This window comes from Providencia sp. PROV252 (assembly GCF_033676005.1).
GTDB classification, from domain to species: Bacteria; Pseudomonadota; Gammaproteobacteria; order Enterobacterales; family Enterobacteriaceae; genus Providencia; species Providencia vermicola.
In genome coordinates this window covers 317,901-331,509 of sequence record NZ_CP096294.1, presented here as the reverse complement: position 1 = coordinate 331,509, position 13,609 = coordinate 317,901, and the positions used below count along the sequence as shown (strand labels likewise).

Below are 13,609 nucleotides of genomic sequence, written 5' to 3'. Positions count from 1 at the left end.
TTATTTCTTATGACGAATTCTTGGGTTTACAATGCCGTACAGCACGTCGACCACTAAGTTAACGAAGATAATCAATGTGGCAACAAGCAACACACCACCTTGAACAACAGGGTAATCACGGCGTTGTAGCCCTTCGATTAACCAACGGCCTAGCCCTGGCCATGAGAAAATGGTTTCGGTCAAAATAGCCCCCGCTAGCATAACCCCAACCTGTAAGCCAATCACGGTGACCACTGGCAACAAAGCATTACGTAAAGCATGAATAAGGATAACCCTTGCACGGCCTAAGCCTTTCGCTCGTGCGGTACGGATGTAGTCTTCACCCAATACTTCCAACATGGAAGAACGTGTCATTCGCACAATAACGGCTAATGGGATCGTCCCCAATACAATGGATGGCAAGATAAGGTGTTCTAACGCATCAACAAAATCACCACTTTCCCCCCAAATTAGGGTATCAATAAGCATAAAACCCGTGAGTGGTTGTGAATCATCAAGGAAAACTGTGTCACTTACCCGCCCTGCAACAGGCGTCAAGTCAAGCTGTACCGACACTAACATGATGAGCATGATCCCCCACCAGAAAATCGGCATTGAATAACCAGTTAAGGAAAGTCCAATCGCGGTGTGGTCAAAAATCGACCCGCGTTTAACTGCGGCTAATACCCCAACAGGGATGCCAACAGAAATCGCGAAAATCATGGCACAGGTGGCTAATTCGACAGTTGCTAAAAAGCGTGGAACAAATTCTTCCCATACGCCAATGCGACTTTTTAGGGAAATCCCTAAATCGCCATGAAATATGCCATTGATATAATGCAGGTATTGTTTCCAAAGTGGCTGATCGAGCCCTAATTCAGCCATTAGATAGGCGTGTCTTTCGGGGGATAACCCTCTTTCGCCCGCCATGATCATGACTGGATCCCCAGGGATCATATGGACAAAAGCAAATGTGAGTAATGTAATACCGATAAACGTGGGGATCACAAGCCCCAATCGTCGGAGGATAAATTGCAGCATATCCTGAATCTCTTTAATAATGCCGTTGACGGCTCTTAGTCCGTTTGGCTACTCAGAAAATCACTTTTCTGGGTGCTCACAAACAACTGAACTTCTCTGCTTCTTTTAAAGAAGAAAACGCCCTTCGTTCCAAACCAGCAACGAAGGGCATAGACAGATTAGATACGATTACTTCTCGATGTCGACGTTTTCGAAGTGGTGCTTACCTAGTGGATCAACCACATAGCCTTTCACTTCTTTACGCACTGGTTCAAACACAGTTGAGTGAGCAATGATCAGCGCTGGCGCTTGGTCATGCATGACGACTTGTGCTTGTTTGTACAGTTCAACACGTTTGTTATGATCTGCCGTCATACGAGCAGGCTGGATCAGGTTTTCAAAGCTTTCGTTACACCATTTGGAGTAGTTAGAGCCTTGTTTTTTCGCAGCACAGCTAAATAATGTGGCAAAGAAGTTGTCTGGATCCCCATTGTCACCCGTCCAACCCATCATGACCGTTTGTGGCTCACCGTCTTTAGCACGCTTGAGGTATTCACCCCACTCATAGCTAACAACTTTTGATTTCACGCCAACTTTCGCCCAGTCCGCTTGGATCATTTCGGCCATGCGGCGTGCATTTGGGTTATATGGGCGCTGAACTGGCATCGCCCACAAATCAATTTCAAACCCATTCGGGAAACCTGCTTCTGCTAACAGTGCTTTGGCTTTTTCTGGATTATATTCATAATCCTTCACGGCATCGTTATAGCTCCACATGGTTGGTGGGATCAGGTTTTTCGCTTTTTGGCCTGCACCTTGGTAAACCGCTTCGATGATCGCATCTTTATTCACTGCCATTGACAATGCTTGACGAACCTTTTGATTATCCAGTGGTTTTTTCTCTACGTTATAAGAGAGGTACCCCACGTTCAGACCTGGTTGCTCTAACAAGGTAATATCTTTGTCTTGTTTCATGCGCTCTAAGTCAGCTGGATTTGGATATGGCATAACTTGGCATTCATTTTTTTGCAGTTTCGCATAACGTACTGAAGCATCAGGCGTGATTGAAAACACTAAGCGATCAAGTTTTGGTTTTGTTCCCCAATATTGGTCATTCGCTTTATATAAAATGCGGGAGTCTTTTTGATACTGTTGTAAAACAAAAGGGCCCGTTCCGATAGGGTTTAAGTCAACTTTTTCAGGGGTTCCTGCTTTCAACATTTGGTCAGCATATTCCGCAGACAAAATGGAAGCGAAGTCCATTGCCATATCCGCTAAGAATGGTGCTTCAGGGCGAGTTAGTGTAATTTTTACTGTGTTATCATCGACTTTTTCAACTTTATCGATAATTTTATCCATATCCATTCCCATGAAGTACTCATAGCTACCGCCAGAAACTTTATGATATGGGTGGTTTGCATCTTTTTGACGCATGAATGTATAGGTAACATCATCCGCATTGAGGTCACGAGTTGGTTTGAATTCTTTGTTTGAGTGCCATTTCACGCCTTTGCGTAGGTGGAAGGTATACACTTTTCCATCATCACTCACTTCCCAGCTCTCTGCTAAGCCTGGCTCAATCTCTGTAGTACCTAATTTAAACTCAACTAAACGATTATACAGCGGAATTGAACTTGCATCGTATGTTGTACCAGACGTAAATAACTGAGGGTTAAAGCCTTCTGGCGAACCTTCTGAACAGTACACTAATGTTTTAGCTTGTACTGATGCCGACACTGCTAATGCTGCTAGTGTTAATCCTACTGAAAGTAGACCTGTTTTTTTAATAGAGCGCATCTGTATGCTCCTGTGGTGTTCATGTTGTTTTTGCTCGATGACTAACCCCGCCATTAAAATGACAGAAGTAGTATCTGTATTTTTGTTATTCATTGAGCAATTAATCAACTGTCACTCACTTCGTCAATAGCTGCATTGACTCACCACACACAAAACTCGTAACATATTAGAAACAATTAGCATGTTAATTTAGGCTAAAATAGCAATAACGAAGCCAATAAGCAGGCATTATAACCATATTATTAGTAATGATTAGTGTTTTGTGTTGGGGTTATTTATTTTTATATTTGTGATTAAGTGCTGAATTACTGAACGAATATAGCGCTTTACCCAATAGCTGCTGAAATAAAACACTGAAGGAAATGAGGATTGAAATTATTTTAGCATGTTATTATTTAGTTTATTTTTTATCCATATTAAAAACATTCGCCTGTTCATGCTAAACATAATTTTAACCAATTGATAACTTAAAGAATAAAATAATTTTTATGCGTTCCTTTTAATCATTCAAGCTGTATACATAAAATTCTATGATATTGTTGATAAAAGCTACAATTGGCTAAGGCGCTCCCCTCCCTCTCATGCTGTTGTTAAATTATTGGCTAATAACGCATACTCGCTTGGATACCTGAATGGAGGCTATTAGCAACAACCTGATTAACTTGCCAAATAGGCGCTTCAAGGAAAACATGATAATTGATTGCCCCTATTGACCCCCTCACTCCAGCCTTGCAGCCTAATAAGGCATTTTTTCGCCAAAATGTTGTTCTATCATTTGCCGTTACCCCCATTCCAATAGAACTATACAACTGAGTTTGTTCCCTCGGTATATCCCAACTCACTTCATTGTGTAGCTTTAAGCTATTGTCCCCCAACTCAATACCATCTGTATTTGGAAAACCCTGCACGCCGTTTCTTCCAAAAAAAATCTCTCGCTCTAATAATCCATCGAGTTTAGAGCGGCTCAATTGGATATCTAAACTATTCTGATAATAAATAGGTGTGCTTCCCCAAGCTGATGAAAATGATAGCTGGTAAATTTGAGGCCGTTCTAACCCTGTAATTTGTGTCGCATTGGCGCCAAACAAACGGTTCCCTTGTTTGTATTTCAGAGATACCGTCGCTTGGCCTCGTGAAAAAATATGCTGGTAAATCAGTTCACCAGACAAATAGCTCGCTAGCCGCCTTTGCGTTACTAGGCGTTGCCCTGCTAAAAAGGTATCAATAGTTTGAATTTGCGAACTAACATTAAATAAAGTAACGCTATTTTCAGTGCGATTAAAAATATATTGTGCGGTCAGTAATAATGCCCGATTACGTTGCTGCATCTTCAATGCGATGTCATTAATTGGTATCTTTGTTTGGCTATTTTGGTAATGACTATAAAGAGAAAACAACCAATAACGGTATGGTAGCGAATAACCAAGCGCGATAGCTTGTAGCTTATTTCCATTCGGAGAACCTAAAGAATGATTTGCATTTAAATACAGCGAATCATTTATCCGTAACGGATTAGCAAAAATAACATCATGAGAGATGACGGCTTTAGGCTGGCTATCAAAAGGACGATATTCAATAGACAATGTTCCTCTTTGAGCACGTTGATTCCCACCAACGACAATAATCTCAGTTGCCTGAGGATTCATCTCATCAGGCGCTAAATTAATATGGTAAGGAACTAAAGCTGCATTTTGTAGATTATACAAACCCTGTTCAATATGTCGTAAATTTAGAACATCGCCCGTTTCAAAAGGAAAAATATTGGCTCCCCCCTGATAATGAATATTCGAAATAGCCCCTGTAATAACCTCGGCCTGTAAAATGTCCAAAAACAAGGGTTGTTCAGGGTAAGACAGATAAGACGTTAAATAACCTGCTTTAATCAGCTCTGTATTTATATAATCCGCATAGGTAAGTAACTCAGACGGAGTCATACATCGACCTTCAATCATCCCACGCCAGATTTTTATCTGCTTAGGTTTAATCTTGGGTAACCGCTCCATACCCATTAAATTAAGAACGTTAATAATGATACAAGATAGGGGCGTAAGCTGGCTCACATCCGCATTTTGCCTATTTGGCGCTGCAAAACCTTTTGGTATCACCGCTATTAGGGCAACAAAGTAAAGGATAAGAAAAATAGAGGGGGTAACATGTTTGGTTTTCATTAACGAGTCCTTGTCATGAAAAATACCTTTATCAGCGCCATAAACAACTTGAGCTAATAAATAAGCTTTATTGTAGCCAGTACGTAATTCATGAGGAAAACTCAAACCGTAGGTGTGTATAACACCAAATACAGCAATAGGTTGCAATCAAAGTTAATCTGAAAAAATAATAATCGAAAGGTTTAAAATTGCGAGGAGCTAAAACGAGAAAACCCACCTCTATGAGGTGGGTTTTGGAATTTGGTCGGCGAGAGAGGATTCGAACCTCCGACCCACTGGTCCCAAACCAGTTGCGCTACCAAGCTGCGCTACTCGCCGAAAACGGTGTGAATAATACTGCCAAGAATGGGGGTCGTCAACCCATTTTTATCGAATCTCGTTCATTTGCTGATAAAACCGCCAAAAATGTAAGGTTTCTTTGTTTTTTTACCAAACTCACTACAAAAATAAGCGCTAAATACAATTTAGCGCTTATTTATCAAACAGATTAACTTTTATAAAAAGACACTCAGTTGCACATTAAATGTGCAACTTGGCCTTATTGTAGTAAAGAAATATCTGCCACCTTTAAAAATAGCTCACGTAACTGGCTTAAAAGTGTTAAACGGTTCACTCGAACAGCTTGATCTTCATCCATTACCATGACATTTTCAAAGAATTCATCAACGACATCACGTAAAGAAGCGAGCTCAGCAAGTGCATCTTGATAGTTTCTTTCTGCAAACATTGGTGCTAGCTTATCTTGCAGAACAACAACGTGTGTCGCCAGTTTCACTTCTTCTGGCGTTTTCAGCACGGATGCTAAAACAGTATCAGATAATTTCTCATCTGATTTACTCAGAATATTTGAAACTCGCTTATTTGCCGCCGCAAGGGCCTGTGCTTCTTCCAATGTACGGAAATGCGTAACTGCTTTCACGCGTGCATCAAAGTCAGCAGGCTGCGTTGGACGACGCGCTAATACCGCTTGAATGGTATCAATGCTATAACCTAGCTCTTGATACCAAGAACGGAAACGGCCAAGCATAAATTCAACCACATCATTGACTACATCTTTGTTGGTTAATTTATCACCGTATAAACGTGCAGCCTCTTCAGTCATTTCCACTAAATCAAGCTGGTAACCTTTTTCAACGATAATACGCAGAACACCTAATGCAGCACGACGCAAAGCAAATGGGTCTTTATCCCCTTTAGGGTGCTGGCCGATTCCGAAGATACCCGCTAATGTGTCCATCTTCTCTGCAAGTGCTAATGCAGCAGAAACATCAGTAGAAGGCAGCTCATCACCAGCAAAACGTGGTTGATACTGCTCTTTAATTGCTAATGCAACGTCTTCTGATTCACCATCATGGCGTGCATAATGCATTCCCATGACACCTTGTGTATCAGTAAATTCGAAGACCATGTTGGTCATTAAATCACATTTCGCTAATAACCCTGCACGAGTTGCATGGTTAACATCCGCACCAATTTTACCTGCAATCCAACCCGCTAAAGCTTCTAAACGATCCGTTTTATCACGCAATGTCCCTAATTGTTTTTGGAACAAGACTGTTTCTAAGCGTGGTAAATTATCTTCTAAACGTTGCTTACGGTCAGTTTTAAAGAAAAACTCCGCATCGGCTAGACGAGGACGAACGACTTTTTCGTTACCAGAAATAATCTGCTGTGGATCGGAAGATTCAATATTCGCCACGAAAATGAAATTTGGCATTAAATTGCCAGCGTTATCATAAACAGGGAAATATTTTTGGTCGCCTTTCATAGTATAAACCAGCGCCTCTGAAGGAACTTCTAAGAATTTCTCTTCAAATTTAGCAGTTAATACCACTGGCCATTCAACCAATGAAGCAACTTCTTCTAATAAGTTTTCGGTTAAGTCTGCTTTTCCACCCAACGCTTGGGCCGCTTTTTCTGCGTCGGCTTTGATAACCGCTTTACGCTCTTCGTAATCCGCCATGACTTTACCGCGTTCGCGTAAAATAGCCGGATATTGCTCAGCATTATCAATCGTAAACTCAGGTTCGCCCATAAAGCGGTGACCACGAATCGTTCTCGCGCTCTTAATGCCTAAAATTTCACCGTCAATAACATCGCTACCCAGTAGCAGTGTAACAGTATGAACAGGACGCACAAATTGTGTGTCTTTATCTGCCCAACGCATCAATTTAGGGATAGGCAGTTTCGCTAATGAACGGCTGACCATATCCACCAACAATTCGCTGACAGCTTGGCCTTTCATTTGCGCACGATACAGTAACCATTCGCCTTTATCTGTCGTCAAACGCTCTGCTTGATCAACAGTAATACCACAACCACGCGCCCAGCCTTCCGCCGCTTTAGTCGGCTGTCCGTCTGCACCAAATGCTTGGGCAATAGCAGGGCCGCGTTTTTCAACTTCACGATCAGGTTGTGATGCCGCTAAATCGGCGATTTTAAGCGCTAAACGACGCGGAGCAGCAAACCAAGTTACTGCGCCGTGAGCAATGTCAGCTCCATCAAGCTCTGCGGTAAAGTTTACAGCGAATGATTCAGCTAATGAACGAAGAGCCTTCGGCGGTAACTCTTCGGTACCGATTTCCACAAGGAAAGTCTGTTGAGTCATGACAGCCTCTTAGTTCTTATGACACATAGGGAATCCAAGCGCTTCACGTGAAGCATAATACGCTTCTGCGACCCCTTTAGTGAGGGTACGAATTCGTAAAATATAGCGTTGGCGTTCAGTAACAGAAATGGCTTTACGCGCATCCAGTAAGTTGAAAGTATGAGCGGCTTTTAAGATGCGTTCATAAGCAGGCAATGGAAGAGGAGTTTCCAATGCTAACAAATGTTGTGCTTCTTTCTCATATTCTTCGAAGCATTTGAAGAGAAAATCAACATTTGCATATTCGAAGTTATAGGTGGATTGCTCAACTTCATTTTGGTGATAAATATCACCGTAAGTGGTTTTGCCTAACGGGCCATCACACCACACAAGGTCGTACACACTGTCGACACCTTGGATGTACATAGCCAAACGTTCTAAACCATAAGTGATTTCACCCGTTACAGGTTTACATTCAAGCCCACCAACTTGTTGGAAGTAGGTAAACTGAGTGACTTCCATCCCGTTTAACCACACTTCCCAACCTAGTCCCCAAGCACCTAGTGTTGGGTTTTCCCAGTTATCTTCAACAAAGCGGATATCATGAATAGTTGGGTCTACCCCTAGCTCTTTCAACGAGCCGAGGTACAGTTCTTGGATGTTGTCTGGTGATGGTTTGATGATCACCTGAAACTGATAATAATGTTGCAGACGGTTTGGGTTCTCACCATAGCGACCATCAGTTGGCCTACGAGAGGGTTGAACATAAGCCGCAGCAATAGGCTCAGGGCCTAATGCACGCAAACACGTCATTGGATGGGAGGTTCCTGCGCCGACTTCCATGTCCAGTGGTTGAACAATGGTACAGCCTTGACGCGCCCAATAATCCTGTAATGTCAGGATAAGACCTTGGAAGGTTTTGGTATCAAACTTTTGCATGTTAGATCCGCACGCGATACGTTAAATTTAATGAAAGTACGCCAGTATACCCTTTGACCGACAGATATACAGCATTGAATATGTCTGTATTTATTCTAAAAATAAAAAAATATCCTTTCATCCCTTTTAAACTGGTTATTTATACAGTATAAGTATTGTGTTTTTGAGGCAAGTTGATTGTGATTGGAAAAAGGATGAAAAATGGATACATCACCGACACGTTGTCATTGGGTCAATCAAGATCCTGAATATATTGCCTACCATGATGATGAATGGGGCAAACCAAACCATGATAATCAGCATTTATTTGAAATGCTTTGTTTAGAAGGGCAGCAAGCAGGGTTATCTTGGTACACAATTTTAAAAAAACGCAAAAACTATCGGGAATTGTTCCACCAATTTGATCCCCAACGTATTGCATTGATGAATGAAGACGATGTTGAGCGATTAATGCAAGACCCACGAATTATTCGTAACCGCTTAAAGATCAATGCGATAATTGCAAATGCAAACGCTTATTTAGCAATGCAAAAAAATGGAGAAGACTTCTCAACTTTTCTATGGGAATTTGTCGACGGACAGCCAATAATCAACCGCTGGGAAAGTTCGTCCCAAGTCCCCGCGGAAACAGAACTTTCCAAAAAACTCTCCAACGCACTCAAAAAACGGGGATTTAAATTTGTTGGCTCAATCACCTGTTATGCCTTCATGCAAGCCACTGGCATGATAAATGACCACTTAATTAGCTGTTACCAATTTAAATGATTCAGAATTTATAGATGGACCACCCTGCTGGGAAAGAAAAATAAACTATCAAAACATCAACATCAAAAACTATATGTCTATTTATTTCTTTATTTGCAACATTTTAAATTGAAATTAAATAAAAATAAGCGGTTGAACTCTAGGATTGGGCAGAGTATGTTTTAAATTCCATTAACAACCTAATAGACATATGTGAATTAATGCAATGATATTTTCTAAATTTGGTAATAAGTTCGCTCAAAATTCAGGGATTTCATTATTAATGAAAGACTTGAATGAGGGCATCAGAACCCCTGGCTCCATCATGCTTGGTGGTGGTAATCCCGCCCATATCCCTGAGATGGATAAATACTTCCAAGAATTATTAACTGAAATGTGTGCAAATGGCCAATTGACGGACACTTTATGCAACTATGATGGTCCTCAAGGCAAAGATGCCATGTTGAAAGCGCTTGCAGCAACGCTAAAAGCAAAACTAGGCTGGAACATCAGTGCGAAAAATATCGCGCTAGCAAATGGCAGCCAAAGTGCTTTTTTCTACCTATTTAACCTGCTAGCCGGTCGCTTTGAAGATGGTATCACTCGTAAAGTCCTCTTTCCTCTTGCCCCAGAATATGTCGGGTATGCGGACTCAGGCCTTGATGACGACCTGTTTGTTGCGAACAAACCACAAATTGAATATTTACCTAATGGCCAATTTAAATATCGTGTTGACTTTAATACTTTAGAAGTCACTGATGATATTGGTGTTATTTGTGTATCTCGCCCTACAAATCCAACAGGGAACGTGATCACAGATGAAGAAGTTGAGCACTTAGATCAATTAGCAAAACAACACAACATCCCATTGCTGATAGATAATGCTTATGGTGTACCTTTTCCAGGTATTATTTTTAGTGAAGCGACACCATTTTGGAATGAAAATGTCATTCTTTGTATGAGCTTATCTAAGCTTGGTTTACCAGGTACTCGCTGCGGTATCATAATTGCCAATGAAGAAATCATTGAAGCCGTTAGTAATATGAACGGTATTATTAGCCTCGCCCCTGGTGGTGTAGGCCCTGCATTAGCACTGGAAATGCTGAAAAGGGATGATTTAATCTCATTATCTAAGAATGTTATTGGCCCTTTCTACCAGCAACGTGTTGAAGAAGCTATTAAGATCATTCGCCGTTATATACCCGAAGATAAATGCCTCATTCACAAACCAGAAGGCGCTATTTTCTTATGGCTATGGTTTAAAGACTTACCAATTAATAGCTTAGAGTTATACCAACGTTTGAAAAAGCGTGGTGTCCTGATGGTACCTGGGCACTATTTCTTCCCTGGTATTGAACAAGACTGGCCACATGCACACCAATGCATGCGAATGAATTACGTTCCTGAGCCAGAAAAAATAGAGCAAGGGATCAAAATATTAGCGGAAGAGTTAGAAAAAGCATATCAGGAAGTGACTTGCTAGACGAGATAGAAATCTTGTTTTAACTGCGTCTGACTCGCTAATTTTAAGAAAAAAAAGCCCTTTCAAATTGAGAGGGCGAAAAATTAGCGAGAACTCCGTAATTGAAATCAAATAACTTTTTCAATACGAATATCATTCAAATCTATTAGAACACCTTTTTTGTTTGGTTATAGCTTGAACAAAAGCACTTTTAGCTGCTATATGTTCGGATACCTCATTTCACTGTCGTGCTCCCTACCTTACATCAGATTAACTATCCAATTGAAATATTAAATATTTTTAACCTTTCAATTGAAAAAACTCCGCATATCATCGTAAACATTAAAGAGTCCAAAATAGAATCGCAATTAATTGTGGAGAAATAATCCGCAAAAACATCGCTAATGGATATACCGTGGCGTAAGACAGCGCAGGTGCACCACTCGTTGGGTGAATGTTATTAGCAAATGCAAGCGCCGGAGGATCAGTCATTGAGCCCGCTAATACACCACATAAGCTCAAATAGTTCATTTTACCAAACACTCTGGCAACAATACCGGTAATAAATAAGGGAACAAACGTAATGAGTAACCCATAACCAATCCAGGTTAATCCATCGCCTCTGATCAGCGTTTCAATAAAATCACCACCTGAATTTAGCCCAACAACAGCAAGGAACATCACAATGCCAAGCTCTCTTAATGCAAGATTAGCACTTGGAGGCATAAACCAATACAGGCGTCCAATAGTACCAATTCGACCTAGAATCAGTGCAACAACTAGCGGTCCACCAGCGAGCCCCAATTTTAATGCGGCTGGGAAACCAGGCACAAAAACAGGAATTGAACCAAGAACCACACCAAGTCCTATACCTAGAAAGACAGGTAACATTTGCACCTGCTGTAATTTTTGTTTGGCATTTCCTAGCAACGCTGTGACAGCTTCAATGGACTCTGGTCGCCCAACAATATTTAAAATGTCGCCGAATTGCAGTACTGAATTATTATTCGCAACTAAATCAATCCCTGTTCGGTTTAATCGTGTGACAACAACATCATATTTTTGTTTTAAGTTCAGGTCTTTAAGCCTTTTACTCAATACAGCATCATTAGTAATCACTACGCGAACAGAATGCAAAATGGAACTTGATGTAGATAAAGAGGCATCAACTTCCTCTCCTAATATTAAGCGTACTTTGTTTAGGTCATCTTTTTGCCCAACAACATGCAGTAAATCACCTAAATGAATTTCTGTTGTTGGCTGGGGAACAACCAGCATATCGCCACGTTTTAGCCTTGAACACACAATCGCTTCACTACCGAGCAATGGAATATCTTGCATCATTAAGCCATCAAGGTTGGCATTACGGATCGCAATATTCATGGTTTGCAATGTATCGCGCTGTTGGATATTGGTACTATTAAAGGCAGAGTCTTCTTTATCGATTGAAATTCTGAAAATAATCCGCACTAGCCACATCACCAGTAATATTCCACAGATCCCCATGGGATAGGCCATTGCATAACCCATCCCCATTTGGCCTACAAGGTTTGGGTCTGATCCTAAATCTGTCAGAATTTGCTGGCCAGCCCCAAGAGATGGGGTGTTTGTCACTGCCCCTGAAAAAATACCCAGAATAATGGGGAGTGGAATATTGGCAACTTTGTAAATAATGGCTGTAACTATTGCGCCTAAAGCCACAATCATTAATGCAAAACCATTAAGCTTCAAACCTGAAACACGTAATGAAGAGAAAAAACCAGGGCCAACTTGAATACCGATAGTATAAACGAACAAGATTAAACCGAATTCTTGAATAAAGTGCAGCATGTCCTTATTAAGTTGTAGGCCATAGCTTTGGGCGAAGTGCCCGACAATGATCCCGCCAAAAAGGACACCACCAATTCCCAATCCAACATTACGGATTTTCCAGTTTCCTATCCATAACCCTAGAGCGGCAGCCAACGCCAACAAACTTACAGTAAGAGCTAGTTCACTCATAGACCGCATCCTTTTGACGATAAGTTACCCAGAAACCAAGCCTATATCGGCGATAAAACATACTACTGAATCGATTATGCCAAATAGAAAAAGAGTAAGATGTGTCATAGAGCACACTTTAGAATGAATTAAAATCTCTATGTCTTTGAATTTTCAGATTGATAACAAATATCAAAATAATCATTCTTTCTTTTTCTAAGTTCTTCACAATTCATAAAATAAATACAAAAAAGAAACAATCTTCATCAATAAGATATAATTAAATATTAATTAAGAAAATGTATGCCATTTAATTAAATAATAATACAACACTGCGATTGTGAATTTTTTGTTTTTCGATATGATGAATGAAAATCAGGAATAATCAGCAAAATATAGGTTAACCACCATATGCCGAGTTTACATGCAGCACGATTAATTGCTCTTATCACACCGCTGTTTTTAAGCGGCTGCTCAAGTATTATGACTCATGCAGGTCCCTCTGATGGTTACTACCCAGGCTCTAAAAATAGCATTAAAATGATGAACGATGATGAAACTGGCTGGGTAGTTAGGCCTCTACTTGCGATTGACCTCCCATTTTCTATTGTTATGGATACACTTCTAATCCCTTTAGACTATGCAAGATCAGGCGATGATGGAAAAGAGGACTCCCCTAAGAAGCGATTAGAAGGTCTGAATAATAAAGAAAATAAAGAATAATACTCATTCAGGTTGGAAATCTATCTTAATCCCTAATTAAAAATGGGATATATAGTGCGTTATTTTCTATTTATTAGTGACACCAATTTTTCTTGTTATATTTTCGAAAATGCAATATTTAACGACACTTATCTGAAATATTTTCGTGTTGAATATCCAACTTAAAAAATTACCTTATTAAAATATAAAATAATTAGAGCATAATTCAGA

9 protein-coding genes and 1 tRNA gene are annotated in these 13,609 nt (G+C 40.5%); 3 read left to right on the top strand and 7 right to left on the bottom strand.

The annotated features are described in order from the left end of the window. The 6 genes from dppB to glyQ form a co-directional block, all read right to left on the bottom strand. Positions 1-1,020: a dipeptide ABC transporter permease DppB gene (dppB, locus tag M1F05_RS01450; RefSeq protein ID WP_206084845.1), complete on the bottom strand. Its 1,020-nt coding sequence runs from the start codon at positions 1,018-1,020 to the stop codon at positions 1-3. 168 nt (positions 1,021-1,188) lie between these two features. After that, positions 1,189-2,796, bottom strand: a complete 1,608-nt coding sequence (gene dppA, locus M1F05_RS01445) for a dipeptide ABC transporter periplasmic-binding protein DppA (protein ID WP_206084847.1) — start codon at positions 2,794-2,796, stop codon at positions 1,189-1,191. A 602-nt stretch (positions 2,797-3,398) separates the two neighbouring features. After that, complete coding sequence (locus tag M1F05_RS01440) at positions 3,399-4,964, bottom strand: ShlB/FhaC/HecB family hemolysin secretion/activation protein (protein ID WP_206084849.1); 1,566 nt, start codon at positions 4,962-4,964, stop codon at positions 3,399-3,401. Between the two features lie 241 nt (positions 4,965-5,205). Then, positions 5,206-5,282: transfer RNA gene (locus M1F05_RS01435), tRNA-Pro, on the bottom strand. A 220-nt stretch (positions 5,283-5,502) separates the two neighbouring features. Next, positions 5,503-7,572, bottom strand: a complete 2,070-nt coding sequence (glyS, locus tag M1F05_RS01430) for a glycine--tRNA ligase subunit beta (protein ID WP_318825967.1) — start codon at positions 7,570-7,572, stop codon at positions 5,503-5,505. 9 nt (positions 7,573-7,581) lie between these two features. Continuing rightward, the gene (glyQ, locus tag M1F05_RS01425; RefSeq protein ID WP_206084853.1) at positions 7,582-8,490 is read right to left on the bottom strand and encodes a glycine--tRNA ligase subunit alpha; all 909 of its coding nucleotides are present in this window, start codon (positions 8,488-8,490) and stop codon (positions 7,582-7,584) included. A gap of 201 nt (positions 8,491-8,691) precedes the next feature. On the opposite strand from glyQ, the gene M1F05_RS01420 reads away from it, so the two are divergent. Together M1F05_RS01420 and M1F05_RS01415 are read left to right on the top strand one after the other, a co-directional pair. After that, positions 8,692-9,255, top strand: coding sequence for a DNA-3-methyladenine glycosylase I (locus M1F05_RS01420; RefSeq protein ID WP_206084855.1), 564 nt, complete (start codon positions 8,692-8,694; stop codon positions 9,253-9,255). Between the two features lie 205 nt (positions 9,256-9,460). Further along, the gene (locus M1F05_RS01415) at positions 9,461-10,717 is read left to right on the top strand and encodes a valine--pyruvate transaminase (protein WP_206084856.1); all 1,257 of its coding nucleotides are present in this window, start codon (positions 9,461-9,463) and stop codon (positions 10,715-10,717) included. A 321-nt stretch (positions 10,718-11,038) separates the two neighbouring features. Here M1F05_RS01415 and M1F05_RS01410 read toward each other — a convergent pair whose 3' ends face one another. Then, positions 11,039-12,697, bottom strand: a complete 1,659-nt coding sequence (locus M1F05_RS01410; RefSeq protein ID WP_206084859.1) for a putative transporter — start codon at positions 12,695-12,697, stop codon at positions 11,039-11,041. A gap of 390 nt (positions 12,698-13,087) precedes the next feature. Here M1F05_RS01410 and M1F05_RS01405 point away from each other — a divergent pair, with 390 nt between their 5' ends. Then, complete coding sequence (locus M1F05_RS01405) at positions 13,088-13,399, top strand: YceK/YidQ family lipoprotein (RefSeq protein WP_206084861.1); 312 nt, start codon at positions 13,088-13,090, stop codon at positions 13,397-13,399. The last annotated feature ends 210 nt before the right edge of the window (positions 13,400-13,609 follow it).